General features: G+C 60.4%; 22 protein-coding genes and 1 pseudogene. 11 read left to right on the forward strand and 12 right to left on the reverse strand.

Annotated features, from left to right (window positions below; all coding sequences use genetic code 11):
* Positions 1–149: 149 nt before the first annotated feature.
* From msrQ to ilvC, 4 genes are all read right to left on the reverse strand, one after another.
* Complete coding sequence (gene msrQ, locus NCCP436_RS15260; RefSeq protein WP_220804826.1) at positions 150–776, reverse strand: protein-methionine-sulfoxide reductase heme-binding subunit MsrQ; 627 nt, start codon at positions 774–776, stop codon at positions 150–152.
* On the reverse strand, positions 776–1,786 hold the full coding sequence (gene msrP, locus NCCP436_RS15265) for a protein-methionine-sulfoxide reductase catalytic subunit MsrP (protein WP_220804827.1): 1,011 nt from the start codon (positions 1,784–1,786) through the stop codon (positions 776–778). The genes msrQ and msrP overlap by 1 nt, the downstream gene beginning before the upstream one ends.
* A 67-nt stretch (positions 1,787–1,853) precedes the next feature.
* Positions 1,854–2,669, reverse strand: a complete 816-nt coding sequence (gene pssA, locus NCCP436_RS15270; protein ID WP_220804828.1) for a CDP-diacylglycerol--serine O-phosphatidyltransferase — start codon at positions 2,667–2,669, stop codon at positions 1,854–1,856.
* 146 nt (positions 2,670–2,815) lie between these two features.
* Entirely contained in the window at positions 2,816–3,832 is a 1,017-nt protein-coding gene (ilvC, locus tag NCCP436_RS15275) for a ketol-acid reductoisomerase (protein ID WP_220804829.1), read from the reverse strand.
* A gap of 124 nt (positions 3,833–3,956) precedes the next feature.
* On the opposite strand from ilvC, the gene ilvY reads away from it, so the two are divergent.
* Together ilvY and NCCP436_RS15285 are read left to right on the forward strand one after the other, a co-directional pair.
* Positions 3,957–4,838 carry an HTH-type transcriptional activator IlvY gene (gene ilvY, locus NCCP436_RS15280; RefSeq protein ID WP_220804830.1) on the forward strand — a complete coding sequence of 294 codons (882 nt, stop codon included), beginning with the start codon at positions 3,957–3,959 and terminating at the stop codon, positions 4,836–4,838.
* Positions 4,839–4,870: 32 nt separating this feature from the next.
* Positions 4,871–5,104: a hypothetical protein gene (locus NCCP436_RS15285; RefSeq protein ID WP_220804885.1), complete on the forward strand. Its 234-nt coding sequence runs from the start codon at positions 4,871–4,873 to the stop codon at positions 5,102–5,104.
* A gap of 137 nt (positions 5,105–5,241) precedes the next feature.
* Here NCCP436_RS15285 and NCCP436_RS15290 read toward each other — a convergent pair whose 3' ends face one another.
* Both NCCP436_RS15290 and NCCP436_RS15295 read right to left on the reverse strand, forming a co-directional pair.
* Entirely contained in the window at positions 5,242–6,156 is a 915-nt protein-coding gene (locus tag NCCP436_RS15290) for a DMT family transporter (RefSeq protein WP_220804831.1), read from the reverse strand.
* A 186-nt stretch (positions 6,157–6,342) separates the two neighbouring features.
* Entirely contained in the window at positions 6,343–8,259 is a 1,917-nt protein-coding gene (locus NCCP436_RS15295) for a bifunctional UDP-sugar hydrolase/5'-nucleotidase (RefSeq protein ID WP_220804832.1), read from the reverse strand.
* A gap of 167 nt (positions 8,260–8,426) precedes the next feature.
* On the opposite strand from NCCP436_RS15295, the gene NCCP436_RS15300 reads away from it, so the two are divergent.
* Complete coding sequence (locus tag NCCP436_RS15300; RefSeq protein WP_220804833.1) at positions 8,427–8,591, forward strand: hypothetical protein; 165 nt, start codon at positions 8,427–8,429, stop codon at positions 8,589–8,591.
* Between the two features lie 7 nt (positions 8,592–8,598).
* On the opposite strand, the gene moaE is transcribed toward NCCP436_RS15300, so the two are convergent.
* The 4 genes from moaE to NCCP436_RS15320 form a co-directional block, all read right to left on the reverse strand.
* Positions 8,599–9,054: a molybdopterin synthase catalytic subunit MoaE gene (gene moaE, locus NCCP436_RS15305; protein WP_220804834.1), complete on the reverse strand. Its 456-nt coding sequence runs from the start codon at positions 9,052–9,054 to the stop codon at positions 8,599–8,601.
* 46 nt (positions 9,055–9,100) lie between these two features.
* Entirely contained in the window at positions 9,101–9,343 is a 243-nt protein-coding gene (locus tag NCCP436_RS15310; protein WP_220804835.1) for a MoaD/ThiS family protein, read from the reverse strand.
* Positions 9,340–9,816 carry a cyclic pyranopterin monophosphate synthase MoaC gene (gene moaC / locus NCCP436_RS15315; protein ID WP_220804836.1) on the reverse strand — a complete coding sequence of 159 codons (477 nt, stop codon included), beginning with the start codon at positions 9,814–9,816 and terminating at the stop codon, positions 9,340–9,342. Before moaC ends, NCCP436_RS15310 begins: the two co-directional genes overlap by 4 nt.
* Before the next feature lie 109 nt (positions 9,817–9,925).
* Positions 9,926–11,317, reverse strand: coding sequence for a PhoH family protein (locus NCCP436_RS15320; RefSeq protein WP_220804837.1), 1,392 nt, complete (start codon positions 11,315–11,317; stop codon positions 9,926–9,928).
* A 397-nt stretch (positions 11,318–11,714) separates the two neighbouring features.
* On the opposite strand from NCCP436_RS15320, the gene yaaA reads away from it, so the two are divergent.
* The 6 genes from yaaA to NCCP436_RS15350 all read left to right on the forward strand — a co-directional run bounded on the left by yaaA (position 11,715) and on the right by NCCP436_RS15350 (position 15,612).
* The gene (gene yaaA / locus NCCP436_RS15325) at positions 11,715–12,494 is read left to right on the forward strand and encodes a peroxide stress protein YaaA (RefSeq protein WP_220804838.1); all 780 of its coding nucleotides are present in this window, start codon (positions 11,715–11,717) and stop codon (positions 12,492–12,494) included.
* Between the two features lie 75 nt (positions 12,495–12,569).
* Positions 12,570–13,034, forward strand: coding sequence for a multidrug transporter (locus tag NCCP436_RS15330; RefSeq protein ID WP_220804839.1), 465 nt, complete (start codon positions 12,570–12,572; stop codon positions 13,032–13,034).
* Positions 13,035–13,097: 63 nt separating this feature from the next.
* Entirely contained in the window at positions 13,098–13,928 is an 831-nt protein-coding gene (locus tag NCCP436_RS15335; RefSeq protein ID WP_220804840.1) for an SDR family oxidoreductase, read from the forward strand.
* A gap of 14 nt (positions 13,929–13,942) precedes the next feature.
* Positions 13,943–14,293, forward strand: a complete 351-nt coding sequence (locus tag NCCP436_RS15340; RefSeq protein WP_375709502.1) for a hypothetical protein — start codon at positions 13,943–13,945, stop codon at positions 14,291–14,293.
* A 167-nt stretch (positions 14,294–14,460) separates the two neighbouring features.
* On the forward strand, positions 14,461–15,174 hold the full coding sequence (locus tag NCCP436_RS15345; RefSeq protein WP_220804842.1) for a lipopolysaccharide kinase InaA family protein: 714 nt from the start codon (positions 14,461–14,463) through the stop codon (positions 15,172–15,174).
* Between the two features lie 213 nt (positions 15,175–15,387).
* Complete coding sequence (locus NCCP436_RS15350; protein WP_309295064.1) at positions 15,388–15,612, forward strand: hypothetical protein; 225 nt, start codon at positions 15,388–15,390, stop codon at positions 15,610–15,612.
* Positions 15,613–15,673: 61 nt separating this feature from the next.
* Here NCCP436_RS15350 and NCCP436_RS15355 read toward each other — a convergent pair whose 3' ends face one another.
* A complete protein-coding gene (locus NCCP436_RS15355; RefSeq protein WP_220804844.1) occupies positions 15,674–17,170 on the reverse strand; it encodes a CoA-acylating methylmalonate-semialdehyde dehydrogenase in 1,497 nt (498 codons plus the stop codon).
* A 222-nt stretch (positions 17,171–17,392) separates the two neighbouring features.
* The gene (locus tag NCCP436_RS15360) at positions 17,393–18,739 is read right to left on the reverse strand and encodes an aspartate aminotransferase family protein (protein WP_220804845.1); all 1,347 of its coding nucleotides are present in this window, start codon (positions 18,737–18,739) and stop codon (positions 17,393–17,395) included.
* A 134-nt stretch (positions 18,740–18,873) separates the two neighbouring features.
* On the opposite strand from NCCP436_RS15360, the gene NCCP436_RS15365 reads away from it, so the two are divergent.
* Complete coding sequence (locus NCCP436_RS15365; RefSeq protein WP_220804846.1) at positions 18,874–19,791, forward strand: LysR family transcriptional regulator; 918 nt, start codon at positions 18,874–18,876, stop codon at positions 19,789–19,791.
* Between the two features lie 1,023 nt (positions 19,792–20,814).
* A pseudogene (locus NCCP436_RS17905) lies at positions 20,815–21,144 on the forward strand (HAMP domain-containing protein); the annotation flags it as partial.
* Positions 21,145–21,206 lie beyond the last annotated feature (62 nt).

Consider the following 21,206-nt stretch of genomic DNA (forward strand, 5'->3'; position numbering starts at 1 on the left):
TCACCACCCACCGGCCGGCGCATCCTACACGCCAACTTCAGATCCGCAAACCCTTCATTCAACTTAACTTGTTGATTAACAAGAAGTTTTTGAAGCGCTTCATCGCTGAAGTGGCGCGCATTCTACATCCAGCAGAATGCGCGTCAAGCTTATATTTCAATTTTCTTTGGATTTTCTCGAAAAAGGACGCCCACTCTCTGTAATGCGCCCGCGACAGCGGAGAGACGCATCAGCAGTAACCCGCCACCGATCAACGCATAAGCGAGCCACCCCCCCAGATCAGCCCGCACCACCCAAAGCATATGCAACAAAGCCAGCAGCAGGATCGCGTAAACCAGGCGATGCAGTGCCTTCCACTTACAGCCCAGCTTTCTGATACTGAAGCGGTTCGAGGTGACAGCCAGCACCAGTAGTCCGACAAAGGCCAGCGCCCCCACAATGATGTAGGGGCGTTCGGAAAGATCGCGTAACACCAGGTCCAGCCGCAGCCCGGCGATAAACAACACATAACAGGACAGATGCAGAGCGGCATAGGCGAAGCACCACAACCCCAGCTGACGCCGCACGGCGATCCAGCCTCCCCAGCGGGTCAGTTGCTGCAGCGGCGTCATCCCTAAGGTGATCAACAGAAGAATCAGGGCACCGAGCCCCAGGTTGTCCACCAGCACCTTGCCCGGATCAGGCCCCAGCAGACTGAAGACGGCACGGTACAGCCAGTAAAGCGGTGGAACCGATGCCGCCAGAAACACGCCGAGGCGCCAGAGCCTGTAACGCATCAGTAGTACCTCGCCAGATCCATGCCGGCGTAGAGATCGGCAACCTCCTCATAACCATTGAACATCCGGGTATCGATCACATTCGGACTGAACAAGCCACTGGGCAGGCGCCGCTCGGTGGCCTGCGACCAGCGCGGATGGTCCACCTGCGGATTGACGTTGGCAAAGAAGCCATATTCGTTAGGCGCAATACGCTCCCAGGTTGTTCTGGGCGCTTCGGCTACCAGACTGATTCGAACGATGGACTTGATGCTCTTGAAGCCATATTTCCAGGGCACCACAAGGCGCAATGGCGCGCCGTTCTGATTCGGCAGAACGCGCCCGTACATGCCGACGGCCATGAAAGCCAGAGGATGCATTGCCTCATCGAGACGCAAGCCCTCGACATAAGGCCAATCTATCAGCGAGAAGCCCGAGCGCTGTCCCGGCATATGCTCACGATCGACCAAGGTCTCAAAACGGACGTAGTGAGCGGCAGAGGTCGGTTCAACCTGCCTGAGCAAGCTAGCCAAAGGAAACCCCAACCAGGGTATGACCATGGACCAGGCCTCCACACAGCGCAGCCGGTAGATGCGCTCTTCAAAAGCATGCGGTTTGACCAAATCCTCGATGGAATAGCGCCCCGGCTTACCCACCTCGCCATCAATCATGACGCTCCAGGGTTCGATCTGTAGCCTGCCGGCATTGGCTGCCGGCTCCCCCTTCCCCGCACCGAACTCATAGAAGTTGTTGTAATGCGTAGCATCCTTGAATGGGGTGATGCTTTCGCCGCCAGCCGTAACCGCCTGCCAACGCGCGGCCGCCAGCTTCTCCTCAAACCAGTCAGGCGCCCTGGCAGGATCAACATCACGGTATACACCCTGAGTCCCGGCACCAGCCCAGGCAGGCATAGCCATCATGGCCGCCAGCGCCAATGACCCCTGCATCAGCTTGCGACGGGACAAATAAATGGATTCGGGGGTGACTTCGGACTCCAGGGCCCGAGAAGAAGAAAGAACTCGAATAAACATGGCAACTCCGTGGTCTAGAGTTCGCGGAACGAACTCTAGACCACGGAGTACAGGAGAAATTACAACGTCAGACGGTTTTACGGCGGCGCAATTGCAGCAGGTACTGAACAGGCCCGGACACAGCGTAAGCCAGGAAGATCAGCAGCAGGATGCGCGGCGGGTCACTGAACACCACGGCAAAGATCAGCACCACCACGAGAATCGCTACGAATGGCACACGCCCCTTCAGATCAAGATCCTTGAAGCTGTAGTACTTGATGTTGCTGACCATCAGGCAGCCGGCGGCGGCAACCAGCAGGGCTACGACAAAGGCCATGTTTGAGCCCTTGATGCCGAAATCGCTGAAGGCCCAGACCGTGCCCGCCACCACTCCGGCCGCAGCTGGACTGGCCAGACCGATGAAGTAGCGCTTGTCGACGCTGCCGATCTGCGTATTGAAACGAGCCAGACGCAGAGCCGCGCCCGCCACGTAGATAAAGGCGACCATCCAGCCGACCTTGCCCATGCTGCCCAACGCCCACTCAAAGGCCAGCAGCGCTGGTGCCACGCCGAAGGCAACCATGTCCGAGAGCGAGTCGTACTCGGCACCGAAGGCGCTCTGCGTGTTGGTCAGACGTGCCACGCGACCATCCAGACTATCGAGCACCATGGCCACAAACACTGCAGCGGCGGCCACATAGAAATTGCCGTTCATCGCGTTGATGATGGAATAAAACCCGGCAAAGAGGTTGGCGGTCGTAAACAGGTTGGGCAACAGGTAGATGCCGCGATGACGAACCTTGCGCCCCTCGGCGTCCTGCCCTTCCTCTATGTGCTCATCGATCGGCAGTAGACTCTCCGTAGTTTCGTCTGCTGATTTCTGACCCTCAGAACCTTCGCTCATGAACAACACCTTGCTGCGGATTTGACGAATTTCGACAAGGCCGGACGAAACGGGTTCGCCGTCTTGCAAGCTGGCTTTATACCAGAACCCTAACCCCAGAATGAAAAAACGCGGCCTTAAGCCGCGTTCTTTCACACCTGAGAACCTTAGTTCTTGGTCTTGTCGACGATCTTGTTGGCGGCGATCCACGGCATCATGGCGCGCAGCTTCTCACCAACCACCTCGATGCCGTGAGCGGCATTGTTGCGGCGATAGGCGGTCATCGACGGGTAGTTGGCAGCGCCTTCAGTGATGAACATCTTGGCGTACTCACCGTTCTGGATGCGCTTCAGAGCATTGCGCATGGCGGCGCGGGACTGCTCGTTGATCACTTCCGGACCGGTTACGTACTCACCGTACTCGGCGTTGTTGGAGATCGAGTAGTTCATGTTGGCGATGCCGCCTTCGAACATCAGATCGACGATCAGCTTCAGCTCGTGCAGACACTCGAAGTAGGCCATTTCCGGAGCGTAACCAGCTTCAACCAGAGTCTCAAAGCCGGCCTTGACCAGTTCCACGCAACCACCGCAGAGAACAGCCTGCTCACCGAACAGGTCGGTTTCAGTCTCATCCTTGAAGGTAGTCTCGATGATACCGGTACGGCCGCCACCGACGCCGCAAGCGTAAGACAGAGCAACGTTCTTGGCGTTGCCGGAAGCATCCTGGTAGACCGCGATCAGATCCGGGATGCCGCCACCCTTGACGAACTCGGAGCGTACGGTATGGCCCGGGGCTTTCGGCGCGATCATGATCACGTCGAGGTCGGCGCGCGGAACGACCTGGTTGTAATGGATGGAGAAACCGTGAGCAAAGGCCAGGGTCGCGCCCTTCTTCAGGTTCGGCTCCAGCTCCTCGCGGTACAGCTTGCCTTGGAACTCGTCGGGGGTCAGCACCATGACCAGGTCGGCCTGGGCAACCGCGGTGGCCACGTCAGCAACCTTCAGGCCATGGTTCTCAGCCTTGACAATGGAGGACGAACCGGCACGCAGACCAACGGTCACGTCAACGCCGGAATCCTTCAGGTTGCAGGCGTGGGCATGGCCCTGGGAGCCATAGCCGATGATGGCGACTTTCTTGCCCTGGATGATGGAGAGGTCGCAATCTTTGTCGTAATAAACTTTCATGTTCGTGACTCTTTCAATCGGAATGAAGTGGGTGCTGGCACCGCGACAGAGCCACCTTAAGGGATACGGCCTGTTGCGTAAAATGATATATTTGCAACACAACGTGCCGATAATCGAAACCCTAATGAACAGTCACGCTCTGCGTCTTTTCCTTTCCCTTGCGGACAACCTGCACTTCGGCCGCACCAGTCGTGAGCAGCACGTCAGCCCCTCGGCCCTGAGCCGCAGCATCAAGCAACTGGAAGACGAACTGGGCGTTACCCTGTTTGTGCGGGATAACCGCTCGGTGCGACTGACCCGAGAAGGCCTGCGCTTTCGCGAGTACGCCAGCGAAGTGATGAACGGCTGGCAGGCCATCCGCCAGAGCTTCATGCAGGATCAGGCACACCTGCATGGCGAACTCTCGCTGTACTGCTCGGTGACCGCCAGCTACAGCTTCCTCTACGACATTCTCAGCAGCTTTCGTCAGGACTACCCGCGCATCGAGATGAAGTTGCACACAGGCGATCCGGCCAAGGCAGTCGAACGCGTCCAGCAAGGTCTGGAGGATCTGTCCATCGGCGCGCGCCCCGACCATCTCCCTGCCGGTATCGAATTCCAGTCCATCACCCGTTCGGAACTGCGCCTGATCGGCCCGCAGTCACCGCATCTGCTGCATGAGGAGCAGCTCCGGCATCCGGGGGCGGAAAGCTGGAAGGACGTACCGATGATTCTCTCTGAGGAAGGTCTTGCTCGCCAGCGCACGGATCGCTGGCTGAAAAGCCACAACATCAAGCCGCGCATCTACGCTCAGGTCAGCGGCAACGAGGCCATCGTCAGCATGGTCAGTCTGGGATTCGGCATCGGTGTGGTGCCGCAGATCGTGCTGGACAACAGCCCGCTGGCCGCACGCATCCGCCTCTACGACATCCAGCCGCCACTGGCACCTTACGACATCGGCCTGTTCGCTCTGGAAAAACGCCTGAAGGATCCGCTGATCGCGGCCTTCTGGAACCGCCAGCGCTGAGCGCCCCCATCAGCTCAGCAGGAATACCCAGCATGTTGGTAGATGCTTGTCATCTGCGCAGCGGCTCTTCATCCTGCGCGAAGTTCAGTCACGGAGTATTCGATATGACCAATATCCAGCATCTGGGCCTGACTCTGTTCGTCCTGCTTTCCGCCGGGATAGCCATGGGTCACAAAACCACCTGCACCGACGGCCGGATCGTGGAAACCTACCTCGCCAAAGCTCTGGCCTCGCAAGTGCTGGGCCACGATATGTGTCAGCCGTAAACCACCGGAGCCTTAGAAAGGAAGATGCCGATGTTCGCTGGCGTTGTTAAAAACCGGCCCAGAATGCTCCTTTAATACTCCGCCTCTTCGCCGCTTTGCCTGATTGGCTCGTCGCCGGGCAAGTTTTCCTACAACTGCTAGATTCCACGCCCCGGCCTAGTAGCCAACAGCAGGCCACCAAAGATCATGGCTGCGCCCAGCCAGTGATAGATCTGCAGACTTTCGCCCAGCAGCAGCCACCCCAGCAGGGCAGTGAATACCGGCATCAGGTAGTTGGTCAGCGCGGCACGAGCGGCGCCGATCACACGAATACCGTGATTCCATGCCAGATAGGCCAGCAACGAGGCAAATACGGCTGTATAGGCAATGGCCGAAAGATTTGCAACATTGACTGCCAGCGTCTCCCCCTGACTCAGTTCGTACAGGTAGAACGGCAGGATCAACGGCACGCCCAGCAGAATGAAGGCCCCGAGCAGCGCCAAGCCTGGAATCGGCTGCAGGTAACTGACCCAGCGCCGCTGCAGCACCGTGTACAGCGCCCAAACCAGTACAGCCAGCAGCATGATCAAGTCGCCCTGATTGAATGACAGACTGGCCAGCCGGCTCCACTGACCGTAACTGATAAGCACCAAAAGACCGGCCACCGCCACCAGCATGCCCCACCATGCGCGGCGCGCCGGCCACTCCTTGAGCAGCAATCCGGCGCCAATGAAGGTCACCAGAGGCAGACAGGTATTGACCAGCGAGATGTTGATCGCTGCAGTCGTCTGCGCCGCACTGTAGAGCAGCGAGTTGTAGCCGGCGATGCCCAGTCCACCGAGCAGTAGCAGACGCCAGCCGGCATGACACAAAGCCTGACGGTGCAGCCACAGCGGCCTTGCAACGAATGGCAGCAGTAGCACCAGGGCCAGCAGCCATCGCCAGAACGACAGGGTGAAAGGCGCGATTTCACCAGCAAAGGCCCGCGCCACAAGGGCATTACCGGACCAGCACAGATTGGCCAGTATAAGGCCGAATAGCGCCAGACGGCGCGAGTGATGAGAGAGATTCATAGGACAGAACGGATGGCTTGCGGAAATCTGGCCGAACGGACACAAACAGCACGCGAAGAGTGCGGAGCGTACATGGCCAAAACGGCTCAGGTGGCAAAGCCACCATACGGGGGGCAGGCAGGCCTTGGCAAGTTCCAAGCCGGATCAGGGCCTGCGGCACGGCCCGTTCCGGCACGCAAGCACTGCTTAACGAAGACGGCGCGTTAACCTCAGCACCAGCCACAACAGCAACAAAGTCGCGCTCAGGAGAAGCACGCAGCCCCCCCACTGCAGCGGCCCGGCCAGACGGAACAGCTCACCAGGGTGCAGACTGGGAGCGCGAATCATACGGGGCTCAGCGGCCGCTCCGCTGGTTGGGATATCCGCCAGGCCGTCACCGTCAAGATCAGGCAGGCTACGGATATGATCGAGCAGCGCCTGCCATTCCTTGAGTTCCTGCACGCCGTCGGCATGCGGGTCCTGATCGACAATGGCCTCCTCGATGCTCGGCAGCACCCGTCCTTCGGCATCCTTCGGTACCACGTCCAGCAACCCCTTGGTCAGCTCCGGCACCAGCCAGGTGAAGCTGCCGACATAGCTGGTGGCTGCGATGCTGTACAGACGCCCGTCGTCCAGATCCAGCTCGCGGTAACCACGCTGCTCGTCACCGATCTCGATGCGGCTGACCCGGTCGAACGGCACGCGCCAGGGGTTGTAGGTAAAGCGCAGACCGGAAACCCGCGGGTAGTAGCTATCGCTGTCATGCACCTGATAGGCCAGCAGCAGAACCTCCAGCAAGGCCTTGATCTCGCGGGATGTAACATAGGCCTTGATCAGCGGATAACCCGGCTCGTCGTCGAAATGGCCGATACCCAGCGGGGCGATACGGAACAGATCCGAAACGTCCTGGATGCCCTGGCGCCCCTTGAGCAGGTCATCACGAATGGTGCCATTGCCGGTGAAGGCCAGATCAGCATCCACCGCATGACGCAGCGCATCGGTAACCAGATTGGCCAGCGTGTGCTCATTGAAGTCTCGCCCCAGACTCTGATCCACCCGGGCCAGCGGCTGATCGAAGAGATAGCCCCTGGGCTCCAGCATGTGCTCACTGACCACTTGCTTGAAATCCTCGACCTGCGTGGTGACAGTCTCATCGCCGCGAATACTGTCGTTGATCGGATGCAGACGGTAATCGCGCACACGTGGCACTCCATCCTCCCCCAGAATCATGCGCAACTCGCCCAGATACTGGATTTCCGAACCGGCCTGCACCACCGGCGTTCGACCGTTGACCAGCACCGGCTGCGGCAATGCGACATGGGAGTGGCCACCGACGACAATGTCGATGCCCGGCACCTGTTCGACCAACTCCACTTCTTCACCGCGCCAGCTGCCATCGGTTTGCTGAGTCACCCCCATGTGCGATAGCAGGATCACCACCTCGGCGCCCTCCTCACGTAACCGGGCGACCATTTCCCGGGCGCTGGCTACAGGATCGGCGAAGGTCACTGGCTTGATCATCGGGCTGACCGCCACAGCGTTCTCACCCAGCAGACCGAACAGACCGAAACGAATGCCGCCACGCTCGATCAGGCGGTACGGCTGTATACGTCCGGCGTCGAACTGTGCCTGCAGACTGTCGTCAGCCTTGCTGGCGGCATCAAAGCGCATGTTGCTCGACAGCAGTGGTACCAGATCACCCTTGGCCCGGTGCGCAGCGCCGATCATTGCAGCGAGGCCGGCCGGGCGGAAATCGAACTCATGGTTACCGATCACCGTAGCGTCGTAGCCCAGCTCGGTCATCAGTTGCAGTTCGCTGCCCATCTCGCGGGCTACGGTATGAAACAGCGTCCCCATGGTGAAGTCGCCACCGTCGAGCAACAGCAGTGGCTGCTCACCGGCCGCTGTCCGCCGCTCGGCCAACAGAGTGGCCAGACGGGCGATACCACCGACGGTGTCGTCATCATCGGTACTGGCCGGACTGTACTCATTGTTCGGACCAAAGCCGAGCAGGCGCGATTGCCAGTCATTGGTGTGCAAAATGGTAAAGCTGCGCTCGGCAGCCATCAGCGAGGTGGCCATCAACAGGCTGGCAAGCAGGGAGAAAGTGGAGAACAGGCGCATGGACGATCCTTGACGATGACTGCCGGCCAGTATGCGACAGCTGCCGATGCCTTACAGCGACCAATCGAGCCGATATGGTTCGCCAATCAGGTCACACTTGCGCCAGATCAGCACGGCCTTCAGGCGAAGGGGCTAGTCTTGCAGACACAACTGATGGGGGATGCCCAATGGAACACTATCACCTGATGCTGGCGCTACTGGTCGGAGGCTTTCTCATGCTCGGTATCGGCTTCAATTACCGCAGATACGAATGGGGCGTGGGGCTGCTCGGCCTAGGCGTACTACTGATGCTGGTGCCGATCGCCCTGCACATCCATCTGACGCTGAACTAAGCCGGAATCAATCTTGCAGCCAGCGCCGGGCGGCACTCTGATCGCTGTCGCGCCCTTCGACCCAGCGCGGGCCATCTGGAGTGTCCTCCTTCTTCCAGAACGGAGCACGGGTCTTGAGATAATCCATAATGAAGTTGCAGGCATCGAACGCCGCCTGGCGGTGCGCACTGCTGGTACCGACGAAGACAATCGGCTCGCCCGGCTCCAGCCGGCCGATGCGGTGAATGATCTCGATGCCCAGTAGCGGCCAGCGTTCGCGCGCCTCCTCTGCGATCCTGGCCAGGGACTTCTCGGTCATGCCGGGAAAATGTTCGAGGAACATCCCGCCGATCTCGTGCCCCTCGTTGAAGTCCCGGACATAGCCGACAAAGCTCACCACTGCGCCAATGCCAAGGTTGGCGGCGTGCAGCACGTTAAGCTCGGCACCGGGGTCGAAGGGCTGGATCTGGACGCGGATGTTCATGACTCGCTCGCTGTGCTGGATAAAGGAAGGAACACGCCGACAACTATCAGCCACCGGTAACAGTGGGAAAAAAGGCCACCTCGTCGTCCTCGGCCAGCGGCTCATCGAGGCCGCACAACTCCTGGTTGCGGGCGCACATCAGATTCTGCTCGGCAAGCACCTCCCAGACACCGCCACGGGCAACCAGATGCACGCGCAAATCATCAAGGCTAGCGAAATCGCCACTGAGCTGTTCTTCGTCACACCCAAGTACCTCGCGATAGCGGGCGAAATACTGCACACGAATCATGCCATTTCCTCCACCTTGTAGTGGCCGCTCTTGCCACCGAGCTTTTCCAGCAGACGCACCTGCTCGATGAGCATGCCTCGGTCAACCGCCTTGCACATGTCATAGATGGTCAGCGCAGCGACGCTGGCTGCAGTCAACGCTTCCATCTCGACCCCGGTCTGCCCGGACAGTTTGCAACGCGCGACGATACGCACGGCATCCTCACCCTCGGCGCTAAGCTCGACCTTGACACCGGTCAGCAGTAGCGGATGGCACAGCGGAATCAGTTCGCTGGTCTTCTTCGCCGCCTGAATGCCGGCGATGCGAGCCACGGCGAACACATCGCCCTTGGGATGCTCGCCAGCCACGATCATCTGCAGGGTGGTCGGCAACATGCGCACGCGCGCTTCGGCAACGGCCTCGCGGAAGGTGGCAGCCTTGTCGGTGACATCAACCATGTGCGCACGGCCTTGAGAATCGAGATGGGTCAGCACGGGATTACTCCTGACGGGAATCGGCCGATTGTAAACCCGCCGGTCAACTTTTGGCAGGCATAAGCACGCCTCCCGGCACGAAACCGGGAGACGCAATCTGCAGGAAACATTACAGGTGGGTTTCAGCGTACTCGGCAAGAATCGAGCGCGGAACACCCTGCAGCGTGACATGCACCCCGTGAGGGAAATCCTTGAAACGCTCGGTCAGGTAGGTCAGGCCCGAGCTGGGCGCCGACAGATAGGGCGTATCGATCTGTGCCAGGTTACCCAGACACACCACCTTGGAGCCGGCGCCAGCACGGGTGATGATGGTCTTCATCTGGTGCGGGGTAAGGTTCTGACATTCATCAATGAGGATCAGACTCTGCTGGAAACTGCGCCCGCGGATGTAGTTGAGTGATTTGAACTGCAACGGCACCCGTTGCAGGATGTAGTCGACGCTGCCATGGGTACTCTCGTCATCCATGTGCAGGGCTTCCAGGTTATCCGTGATGGCGCCGAGCCAGGGCTCCATTTTCTCCGCCTCGGTCCCCGGTAGAAAGCCGATTTCCTGATCGAGGTTCTGCACGCTGCGGGTAGCGATGATGCGCCGGTAACGCTTGCTTACCATGGTCTGCTCGATGGCTGCGGCCAGCGCCAGGATGGTCTTGCCGGAACCGGCCGCACCGGACAGGTTGACCAGATGGATGTCCGGGTCGAGCAACGCGAACAGCGCCAGCGCCTGATGAATATCACGCGGCTTCAGGCCCCAGGCTTCCTGATGCATCAGCGGCTCCTGATGCATGTCGAGAATCACCAGATCATCGCCCTTGACTGCCTTGATCCAGCCGACGAAGCCTTGCTCGTCGAGGATGAACTCGTTGATGTGTACTGCCGGCAACGCATCGGCAAGCTGCACGCGATGCCAGGTACGCCCATGATCCTGGCGGGTTTCCACCTTGCTTACCCGGTCCCAGAACGAGCCGGGCAGCTCGTGATAGCCCTTCGACAGCAGCGAAACGTCGTCCACCAACTGGTCAGTGTGGTAGTCCTCGGACTCTATGCCACAGGCCCGCGCCTTCAGGCGCATGTTGATGTCCTTGGTCACCAGCACCACCGACAACCCCGGATTGCGCGTATTGAGCTCCACCAACTGGTTGATGATGCGGTTGTCGTTGAGGTCCTCCGGCAACCAGGTGACTGGCGTGGCGCTCTTGCTCATCAGGATCGACAGTTTCCCGCACGGCCCGCTCTTGCCACGCTGAATGGGCACGCCGCGCTCGACCTCCTCCGGCGCCGCACCGGCGAGGATCTGGTCGATCAGCCGGATGGCCTGACGACATTCGGCGGCAACACCGTGTTTCCCGGTTTTCAGCTTGTCGAGTTCCTCCAGCACCGTCATCGGAATGGCAACGTGGTGTTCTTCGAAATTGAGCAAGGCGTTGGGGTCGTGGATCAGGACGTTGGTGTCGAGAGCGTAGAGGGTTGGAGCGGTGGGCTTGGAGCGTCCGGTGTCATCCATACTCGGTCACCTTCTTGTAGTAGCCGGGCGGCGCCGCTGCGCCGTACTGAGGCCGCCGATTTCCCGAGCCGTAGCTTAAGAAGCTGCAAACAAGTTAGTGGCCAGTGGCCGCCACCTGTCTGCAGGTTTCGGCGGTCTTGTCCTGTTATTACTCCATTTCCCATGACAGACAAACGTTTTTTTCCCATTGCCGCGGTTTATTTAGCGGCATGACGATCTGCCCTTGGCAGGCCCGCATGACATCGATAAAGTCCGAAGTTACGCCTCTGCGTCCCCGTACCCATCTCCTCTGACGCTGCGCGGCAATGCTGCAGCCGTCCACTCAATCGCCCCAATAGGTAGTCTTAACCGACCCCAGCTTCTAGAATCGCCGCCATGCCTTCTGGAGACTGTACCGATGCTGATGGTGATTTCACCGGCCAAGACCCTCGACTACGACACCCCTCCCGTCACGCCGCGCTTTACGCTTCCCGAGTACCTCGATCATGCCCAGCAGTTGATCGAACAGTTGCGCGAACTGACACCGGCGCAGATCGCCGAGCTGATGAAACTGTCGGACAAACTTGCCGGACTCAATGCCGCCCGTTTTGGCAGCTGGCATCCGGACTTCACTCCCGCCAATGCCAAGCAGGCACTATTGGCATTTAAGGGCGACGTCTATACCGGACTGAACGCCGAGGACTTCTCCGAGCATGACTTCGACTTCGCCCAGCAGCACCTGCGCATGCTCTCCGGCCTGTATGGCATCCTGCGCCCGCTGGATCTGATGCAGCCCTACCGCCTGGAAATGGGTACCCGCCTGGCCAACACCCGTGGCAAGGATCTCTATGCCTTTTGGGGCGAACGCATCAGCGGCTGGCTCAACGAGGCGCTGGTCGCTCAGGGTGATGACGTGCTGCTCAACCTGGCTTCCAACGAGTACTTCGGTGCAGTCCGGCGCAAGGCACTCAATGCCCGCGTGATCGACACCGAGTTCCGTGACCTGAAAAACGGCCAGTACAAGATCATCAGCTTCTACGCCAAAAAGGCCCGCGGCCTGATGGCCCGCTACGTGATCAAGGAACGCCTGCGCGATCCGGCCGGTCTCAAGGACTTCAACTACCAGGGATACCGCTATTCGGCCGAGCAGTCAGGGCCCGACAGCCTGGTATTCCTGCGTGACGAGCCGCAGGACTGAACGAAGCCCTGCTGCAGTTACCCCGGACAGCTGCCTTGTGTAGGATGACGGCATCTGTCCAAGCGGGGGAACCTCATGCTCTTCGGCGTTGCGCTCGTACTCACCTGGCTGATCCTGCTGCTCCGCTACCCGGCCAAGGCCCTGCCAGTGTCGATGGCAGCCGTGGCCGGACTCGGTCTGATAGCTACCTGGGTGCTGTGGCAGGAGAGCCGTGATGAGCGCGATCTGGCTCACCTCGAACTGCGTCTGCGCTACGATCCGCAGCAATGTCCTGCTGACCGGCCCTTGGCAGTCAGTCTGAGCAACGGCAGCAGAGCCGCACTGCAGGAGCTGCGCTGGGAAGTGGCTGCCTACCTTCCGGGCCAATCCGCCAACCTGGCCCTGCGCCTGTACGAATCACCGCGCTACAGCGGCCCGGGCGAGCTGCTGCCGGGCACCAACTGGCACGAATGCATGCCGCTGCCGGATCTGCGCAGCGGCTACCGACCGGCCACCCTGGAGTTTCGCGCCGAACGTCTGCAGGGCCGTTTCGTACGCTGACAGGCGCTACGCCCGCAGTACCCGGCCTGCTACTCTGAGTTCCCGTTTACAGGAAAGGTCACCATGCCCCAGCCCAGCGTTCTCATCACCGGATGCTCCAGTGGAATCGGCCGCGCCCTGGCCGAGGCATTTGCCTCCGCCGGCTACACGGTATGGGCAACCGCCCGCCGACCGGAAGATGTGGCTCAGCTGCAACAGGCCGGTTTCCACGCAGCTCAGCTGGACGTTAACGATGCCGAAGGCATAACCGCACTGATAGCCCGTCTGGAAGACCAGCTCGATGGCCTCGACGTGCTGATCAACAACGCCGGCTATGGTGCCATGGGGCCGTTGCTCGACGGCGGTGTCGAAGCCCTGCGCCGGCAGTTCGAGACCAACGTATTCGCCGTCGTCGGCCTGACCCGCGCCTGCTTCCCTCTGCTGAGACGCAAACGTGGCCTGGTGGTCAATATCGGCAGCATCTCGGCAGTGCTGGTTACGCCCTTTGCGGGTGCCTACTGCGCTTCCAAGGCGGCTCTGCATGCACTGTCCGACGCCCTGCGTCTGGAGCTGGCCCCCTTCGCCATCGAGGTAATGGAGGTACAACCCGGCGCCATCGCCTCCAGCTTTGGCGCCAACGCCAGCCGCGAGGCAGAACAACTGATCCGTGAGGATTCTCCCTGGTGGCCCCTGCGCGAGGGCATCCGTGCCCGGGCTCGCGCCTCGCAGGACAACCCCACTCCAGCCCGGCATCTGGCCCATCAACTGCTGACAGCGGTACAAAGCGATAGACGTCCGCGCCTGCTGCGCCTGGGCAACGGCAGTCGCACGCTGCCACTGCTGGCGACATTGCTGCCACGAGCCCTGCTGGAGCGATTGCTGAGCAGGCGCTTCGGCCTCACGGAACGCCTGTGAAAGCCGTCGTCCGCATGCGCCACTACGCCCTGTTCGCGATTGCCGCAGCGATCGTGCTCAACCTGCTGTTGCGCACCTTCGTGCGCCTCGGCGGCCTGTTCACCACCCTGCTGATCGCCAGTGCGATTGCCATCGGCCTGTTGCTGGTCTTCAAGTGGCGCGAGGGGCGGGCACCAGAGAAAGGTGAGCGCTGGCGCCTGACCTTCCTTTATGGCGGAGGTCTCGGGTTGCTCTATGCCGGCCTGTTGCTGATGATGACGCTACAGGACACACCCAGCCCCATGGGCGTACTGCTGTTTACCCTGCACTACCTCTGCTACCCACTGCTGACCTGGCTGGCCTTTTCACCACGCCGAAGCCGCTGATCCCATACCATGAACACTCAAGCCTGATTGCTCCATGCAGGCCATAGCCACCTAATGAAGTCCTTTTGCCACTAGACGATGTAATGGCATTTACCTTAGCTTGCGCCTGCCCCCTTAATTGCTCACGCGCCGGAAAGGCGCACATAGAATTCAACAAGAAGAACAATATGACACCGTATCCGCCCCCCTCCCTTTCCAAACCTGAACATGAATTCCAGTACTGGTGGCAGCAGCACGGCGACTGGGTGGAAGAGCCCAACGTCCGCCGCAGCGGCGAAAGCGGCGTCCAGCGCCTGAACAGGCCAGAAGGTGTGCTCTACGCCAAACGCCAGATCGGGCATATCTACCGCAGTCTGCTGCACCCACTGGGCCGCCCCACCATACTGCGTGAACGTCGGGCCTTATTGGCACTTGATGCACTCGGTGTACCAGTTCCCAAGCTGGTCTATTGCGGCGTCGAGCGCCACGCCGAACAGGGCCTGCGAGGCGTCCTTGTCACCGCCGAGCTGGCCGGATTCATGAATATCGAAGACTGGTATGCGCAGGGCGGACGCGAGTCCTGCAGCGAAGCGACGCACACCGAACTGCTACAGCAGGTAGGCCGAGTCTTGGCCCGCATGCACCTGGGCCGCTGGCAGCATGGCTGTCTGTATACCAAGCATGTGTTCGTCCGGGTAGACGGAGCAAGCCCCCAAGCCGCCCTGCTGGATCTGGAAAAAAGCCGCCAACGCCTCACCCGGCGACAGGCCGCCCGTCATGACCTGCCGCAGCTGCGCCGCCACAGCCAGTGCTGGAGCGACGCAGACTGGCAGAACGTTTTGCAGGGCTACCGCCAGGTGTTCGCCGCAGGCGCTGATGGGCTGAAAATCTCCACACGCTGACCCTTGATCAGCCGTTGCAGCAGGTGCAACGGCGATCAGGCTGAAAGTTCGAGGTTGCTATCGAACCAACACTCTGGTTGCCGGTCTCATTCCCACCTCGCCGGCAGCCCACGAACCATTCGTCGCATGAAAAGACGCTGGCGGCCTGACTGAACTAGCTTTAACCAATACATCGGGCCTGACTTTCAAAGGGTTAGCGCAATGAAATCAGAAATGGCAAGAGGTTTGTTCCTCGCCGTGGCACTGGGCGTGACAGCCATTGCCAGCGCGGCGTGGCACCAGCCTGGCCCACGGATACTGGAAACCCACGACTGCACCCCCGCATCTGAATGCAGCGACAACCAGCCACATCGGAAACCCGCTGGCACAGCCAAGCCTGACAGCAACCTGTTGCTGCTGATGTTCGGGCTAAGCGGAGCATTGAAGGGCGAGCAGTAGTGATGAATAGAGAAAAGGCCGGTCTTGCGACCGGCCTTTTCATTCAGCCTTTCAACCAGCCTCAACCATTGCTGGGGAAAGCGAACTGGGCCGCCTCATGGCTCTTGCGCGCCGGCCAGCGCTGGGTGATGGCCTTCTTACGAGTGTAGAAACGCACACCGTCCGGGCCGTAGGCGTGCAGGTCGCCGAACAGCGAGCGCTTCCAGCCGCCGAAGCTGTGGTAGCTCACCGGTACCGGCAACGGTACGTTCACGCCCACCATGCCCACTTCGATCTGGTCGCAGAACAGGCGCGCGGCTTCACCGTCACGGGTGAAGATGCAGGTGCCGTTGCCGTACTCGTGATCGTTGATCAGCTGCATGGCTTCTTCCAGGCTGCCGACACGGACGATGCACAGTACCGGGCCGAAGATTTCGTCGGTGTAGATGGTCATCTCCGGGGTCACGTTGTCGAACAGCGTGCCGCCGACGAAGAAACCGTTCTCATTGCCCGGGACCACCAGGCCGCGACCGTCGACCACCAGCTTGGCGCCCTGCTCGACGCCGGCGTCGATGTAGCCCTTGACCTTGTCACGCGCCTGCGCGGTAACCAGCGGGCCCATGTCCAGGCCGCAGGAGGTGCCGGCACCGATCTTCAGCGCCTGGATCTGCGGAACGATCTTCTCCACCAGCGCATCGGCGATCTGATCGCCCACGCACACGGCTACCGAGATGGCCATGCAGCGCTCGCCGCACGAGCCGTAGGCCGCACCCATCAGCGCGCTGACGGCGTTGTCCAGATCGGCATCTGGCATCAGCACGGCGTGGTTCTTGGCACCGCCCAGCGCCTGCACACGCTTGCCACGCTTGGTGCCTTCGCTGTAGATGTACTCGGCGATCGGGGTCGAGCCGACGAAGCTCAGGGCCTTGACCTCGGGCGCTTCGATCAGCGCATCGACCGCGTCCTTGTCACCGTTGACCACGCTGATCACGCCCTTGGGCAGGCCGGCTTCGAGCAGCAGCTCAGCGATAAACAGGGTCGAGCTTGGATCACGCTCGGACGGTTTGAGGATGAAGCAGTTACCGCAGACGATGGCCAGCGGATACATCCACAGCGGCACCATGGCGGGGAAGTTGAACGGGGTGATGCCGGCTACCACGCCGATGGGCTGCAGGTCGGTCCAGGCATCGATGTTCGGGCCGACATTGCGGCTGTATTCACCCTTGAGAATTTCCGGGGCGGCGCAGGCGAATTCTACGTTCTCGATACCGCGCTTGAGTTCACCGACGGCGTCCTCGATGGTCTTGCCGTGCTCGGCGCTGATCAGCTCGGCGATCTTCTGCTCGTTCTGCTCCAGCAGCTGCTTGAAGCGGAACATGATCTGCGCGCGCTTGGCCGGCGGGGTGTTGCGCCAGGCCGGGAAGGCCGCCTTGGCCACGTCGATGGCCTTTTGCATGGTGGCGCGGTCGGCCAGCTCGACCTGCAGGTTCGACTCGCCAGTGGACGGGTTGTACACCGGCGCGGTACGTCCGCCGCAGGTGACGTGCTCGCCGTTGATCAGATGGCCAATGGTGCTCATGGGCTGCCCTCGTAGGTTTGGGTACGCAGCAAGGCTGCGCGGCCTGTTATTTGATTTCGGTTTCGACGAGACCTGTTTCTGGTCGTCGGCATTGATTCGGTCTGGCGGAAGCAGAAATCTCCCGGCCATCGGTTGTACCGCTGATATCGACGACGGGGCCGCTTACGCCCCCATCGCCAGTCACTGACTGCAACTCAATCGCTGTGTGCCTGCAGGCAGCTATCAGTCGATCTGTCCCAGGGTTTCACCCACCGCGTTGAACAGACGATCCAGGTCTTCAACTTTGGCGTTGAAGGTCGGACCGAACTGCAGGGTGTCGCCGCCGAAGCGTACGTAAAAACCTGCCTTCCACAGTGCCACCCCTGCTTCGAAGGGACGGATCACCGCATCGCCATCACGCGGGGCAATCTGGATGGCGCCGGCCAGGCCGCAGTTACGAATGTCGACCACGTGCTTGGCACCCTTCAGACCGTGCAGGGCTTCTTCAAACTTCGGAGCCAGCTCGGCAGCCTGCTGGATCAGGTTGTCGCGCTTGAGCAGCTCCAGAGTCGCCAGGCCTGCGGCACAGGCAACCGGGTGCCCCGAGTAGGTGTAGCCATGAGTGAACTCAACCATGTGCTCGGGCGACGGCTGTTGCATAAAGGTGTTGTAGATCTCGCTACTGGCGATAACCGCACCCAGTGGAACAGCACCGTTGGTGATCTGCTTGGCGACGTTCATCAGATCCGGGGTCACGCCGAAGTATTCCGCACCGCTCCACTTGCCCATGCGACCGAAGCCGGTGATCACCTCATCGAAGATCAACAGGATGTTGTGCTGAGTACAGATCTCGCGCAGGCGCTGCAGATAGCCTACCGGCGGCACGATAGCACCGGCCGAACCGGACATCGGCTCGACGATCACAGCAGCGATGTTGGAGGCGTCGTGCAGCTCGATCAGCTTGAGCAGCTCATTGGCCAGCTCCACACCACCGGTTTCGGCCATACCACGAGTGAAGGCCAGGCCCGGCTGCAGAGTGTGAGGCAGGTGATCAGCCTCCATCAGCTGGCCGTACATCTTGCGGTTGCCGCCGATGCCGCCCAGCGAAGTACCGGCAATGTTCACCCCGTGATAGCCACGGGCGCGGCCGATAAAACGGGTCTTGGACGGCTGACCTTTCAGGCGCCAGTATGCCTTGGCCATCTTCACTGCGGTATCGGCACACTCGGAGCCGGAACCGGTGAAAAACACATGGTTAAGCTCGCCCGGCATCAGCTCGGCAACCTGTTCAGCCAGGCGGAACGACAGCGCGTGACCAAACTGGAAACCGGGAGCGTAGTCCAGGGTGCCCAGTTGCTTGGCCACCGCCTCCTGGATTTCCTTACGGGCGTGACCGGCACCACAGGTCCACAGACCCGAGAGACTGTCATAGACCTTACGGCCCTGGTCGTCGATCAGCCAGCTACCTTCGGCGCCGACAATCAGGCGCGGGTCGCGCTGGAAATTACGGTTGGCGGAGAATGGCATCCAGTGCGCATCCAGCTTGAGCTGGCTGGCCAGGGAAGGCGTTTCGGTCTGCGGCATGTTCATCGGGTAGCCTCGCTCAAACAAACAATGGATCGCAGGAGACAGCCCCTGCGAGGAGAGTTGCCAGTAAAGGTGCCACGGGCATAGAGTCAGTAAAACAAAACTTTTCTTAACTTCAGTTCAAGGAATACTAAACAATGAGTAGTCGCCGCCCCGATCCACTGGCACAGGTCAGCGATTTTGAAATCCGCCTACTCAAGTTGTTTCGCAGCGTGGTGGAGTGTGGCGGCTTTTCTGCGGCGGAAAGCGCCCTTGGTATCGGCCGTTCAGCCATCAGTCAGCAGATGAGCGATCTGGAGCAGCGACTGGGCCTGCGTCTGTGTCAGCGCGGCCGCGCTGGTTTCGCGCTGACAGAGGAAGGCCGCGAGGTGTACCAGAGCACCCTGCAACTGCTCGCTGCACTGGAAAGCTTCCGCACCGAAGTAAACGGCCTGCATCGGCACCTGCGCGGTGAATTGAACATCGGCCTGACCGACAATCTGGTGACCATTCCACACATGCGCATCACCAATGCCCTGGCGCGCCTGAAGGCCCAGGGGCCGGATGTACGCATCCATATCCGCATGACACCGCCCTCGGAAGTGGAGCAGGGCGTGCTCGATGGCCGCCTGCATATTGGCGTGGTGCCTCAGGTAGGCGCCCTCTCCGGCCTGGCCTATCAGCCACTCTACGATGAGCGCTCACTGCTCTACTGCGCCGTCGGCCACCCGCTGTTCTATGTCGATGATCAGGCCCTGGAGGACGAACGCCTCAATAGCCAGGAAGCCATCGCTCCGACCTTCAGGGTTCCACCGGAAATCCAGAGTCACTATCAAGTACTCAATTGCACTGCCAGCGCCTCGGATCGTGAAGGCATGGCCTTCCTCATACTCACCGGGCGCTACATCGGCTACCTGCCGGACCACTACGCCCAGGCTTGGGTACAGCAGGGCCGCCTGCGTGCACTGAAAGCATCAAGCCGCTTCTACGACATTAATTTGGCGGCGGTGACCCGCAAGGGCCGCCGGGCACACCTGGTTCTGGAGAGTTTTCTCGAAGCTCTGGCCGAGGCCTGAATGGACGGCCATATCGGGGCACAAACCTGCCTGACGCCAGAAACATAGGCACCATTATCTTCCCATCCCCCCACTTGCCGGAGAAAGGCAGCGACGAACGAGACAGATAACGGCAGGTTTCTTGCTTGAAAAAAATCATCAAGCGTGTTGAGACCTAACACAGCTTTCACTGTCGAGCGGTAACACCAGACAAGCCGCCCATGACCACCGAGGCCAAAGATGTCGCTCTTCAAACCGGTTCTGGCGTTGATGAATCGCGCACGCTACGCACACAAGTTCCTGCTGATCCTGACCCTGTTCATGCTGCCGTACTGCTGGCTGTCCTGGAGCAAGCTGGCGGAAGTGAAGGCCACCCTGGAACAGTCGCAGCACCAGTTGGAAGGGTTGCAGGCTCTCGAACGCTACCTGCCGGTCTACCGCCTGGCCCAGGAACATGTCGGCATGCAGGTGATCGGCTACGCCCGCAACAAGGAAGACGCTATCCAGATCACCAGACAACGAGGCCAGGAGCTCAACGGTCGCATTCATGAACTCAACGCTCTGCTGGCAACCAGTACCTTCGCAGCCATGCAGGTGCCCGAGCGCGAAACGGAACCGGCCAATGATCGCAAACTGGCGATGCAGGGACTCGGCGCCCAGGTGATCGGGCATATGGCCACGCTCACTGGCTGGTCCGGCAACCTGCGCGAAATCGCCACCCTCTCACAGCTCAGCCAGGACAGCGACCCACGCATCTACCGCAACGTCGACATGCTATTCAACCATTGGCTGCCGCTGTACGACGCGCTAACCATGACCCGTACCTATGCCGCCTACACCACCGCCTACGGCTTCCTCGAAGCCTCGGCCCGAACCACCATCGCCAGCCAACTCGATACTCTGCAACGCTTCGCCAATGAGCCCGCCGTCGGCGACGGCCAGGCGCAGCAGTTGATGCAAGCCGCAGCCCAAAGCGCAGCACAGCGCTATCAAAGCGAAATCGTCAACACCTACACGCGCAGCGGCTACTTCAACCAGAATGCAATGGAGCAATGGTTACAGCGTTTCGATGCCTACTCATCCGAAGTGGCCGACCTGGAAAAAGCCGGCGAACTGCTGCTGGAGGAAATCTCCACCGTCCTGCAGGAACGCACCGACAGTAACTACAGGGCACTACTGACCTGGGCCGGCATCCTGCTTCTGGTGGTGTTCATCCTGGTGTACCTGTTCGGAGGTTTCTACCTCTCGGTGCACGGCGCCATCCGAGATCTCAGCAGTGCGACCCGACGCATGGCCGAAGGCGATCTGCGTCAGCCGGTGGAAACTGCCGCTCGCGATGAACTGGGTGATCTGGCGGCGGACTTCAACGCGATGCAGCGCCGCATGAGTGAATTGATCGCAGAAGTAGCACGCTTCTCCGAAACCACCCGAAACAA

The sequence above is a fragment of the Pseudomonas sp. NCCP-436 genome, from assembly GCF_019656335.1.
In the GTDB taxonomy this organism is placed as follows: Bacteria; Pseudomonadota; Gammaproteobacteria; order Pseudomonadales; family Pseudomonadaceae; genus Aquipseudomonas.

What these genes read in the sequence shown, in the direction of transcription:
- NCCP436_RS15290 (WP_220804831.1), bottom strand. Translation starts at nt 6,156, where the DNA reads ATGAATCTCTCTCATCACTCGCGCCGTCTGGCGCTATTCGGCCTTATA.
- NCCP436_RS15355 (WP_220804844.1), bottom strand. Translation starts at nt 17,170, where the DNA reads ATGAGCACCATTGGCCATCTGATCAACGGCGAGCACGTCACCTGCGGC.
- msrP (WP_220804827.1), bottom strand. Translation starts at nt 1,786, where the DNA reads ATGTTTATTCGAGTTCTTTCTTCTTCTCGGGCCCTGGAGTCCGAAGTC.
- NCCP436_RS15345 (WP_220804842.1), top strand. Translation starts at nt 14,461, where the DNA reads ATGACACCGTATCCGCCCCCCTCCCTTTCCAAACCTGAACATGAATTC.
- NCCP436_RS15365 (WP_220804846.1), top strand. Translation starts at nt 18,874, where the DNA reads ATGAGTAGTCGCCGCCCCGATCCACTGGCACAGGTCAGCGATTTTGAA.
- pssA (WP_220804828.1), bottom strand. Translation starts at nt 2,669, where the DNA reads ATGAGCGAAGGTTCTGAGGGTCAGAAATCAGCAGACGAAACTACGGAG.
- moaE (WP_220804834.1), bottom strand. Translation starts at nt 9,054, where the DNA reads ATGAACATCCGCGTCCAGATCCAGCCCTTCGACCCCGGTGCCGAGCTT.
- NCCP436_RS15300 (WP_220804833.1), top strand. Translation starts at nt 8,427, where the DNA reads ATGGAACACTATCACCTGATGCTGGCGCTACTGGTCGGAGGCTTTCTC.
- NCCP436_RS15350 (WP_309295064.1), top strand. Translation starts at nt 15,388, where the DNA reads ATGGCAAGAGGTTTGTTCCTCGCCGTGGCACTGGGCGTGACAGCCATT.
- NCCP436_RS15335 (WP_220804840.1), top strand. Translation starts at nt 13,098, where the DNA reads ATGCCCCAGCCCAGCGTTCTCATCACCGGATGCTCCAGTGGAATCGGC.
- NCCP436_RS15320 (WP_220804837.1), bottom strand. Translation starts at nt 11,317, where the DNA reads ATGGATGACACCGGACGCTCCAAGCCCACCGCTCCAACCCTCTACGCT.
- NCCP436_RS15330 (WP_220804839.1), top strand. Translation starts at nt 12,570, where the DNA reads ATGCTCTTCGGCGTTGCGCTCGTACTCACCTGGCTGATCCTGCTGCTC.
- NCCP436_RS15340 (WP_375709502.1), top strand. Translation starts at nt 13,943, where the DNA reads ATGCGCCACTACGCCCTGTTCGCGATTGCCGCAGCGATCGTGCTCAAC.
- NCCP436_RS15295 (WP_220804832.1), bottom strand. Translation starts at nt 8,259, where the DNA reads ATGCGCCTGTTCTCCACTTTCTCCCTGCTTGCCAGCCTGTTGATGGCC.
- msrQ (WP_220804826.1), bottom strand. Translation starts at nt 776, where the DNA reads ATGCGTTACAGGCTCTGGCGCCTCGGCGTGTTTCTGGCGGCATCGGTT.
- yaaA (WP_220804838.1), top strand. Translation starts at nt 11,715, where the DNA reads ATGCTGATGGTGATTTCACCGGCCAAGACCCTCGACTACGACACCCCT.
- ilvY (WP_220804830.1), top strand. Translation starts at nt 3,957, where the DNA reads ATGAACAGTCACGCTCTGCGTCTTTTCCTTTCCCTTGCGGACAACCTG.
- NCCP436_RS15285 (WP_220804885.1), top strand. Translation starts at nt 4,871, where the DNA reads ATGTTGGTAGATGCTTGTCATCTGCGCAGCGGCTCTTCATCCTGCGCG.
- NCCP436_RS15310 (WP_220804835.1), bottom strand. Translation starts at nt 9,343, where the DNA reads ATGATTCGTGTGCAGTATTTCGCCCGCTATCGCGAGGTACTTGGGTGT.
- NCCP436_RS15360 (WP_220804845.1), bottom strand. Translation starts at nt 18,739, where the DNA reads ATGAACATGCCGCAGACCGAAACGCCTTCCCTGGCCAGCCAGCTCAAG.
- ilvC (WP_220804829.1), bottom strand. Translation starts at nt 3,832, where the DNA reads ATGAAAGTTTATTACGACAAAGATTGCGACCTCTCCATCATCCAGGGC.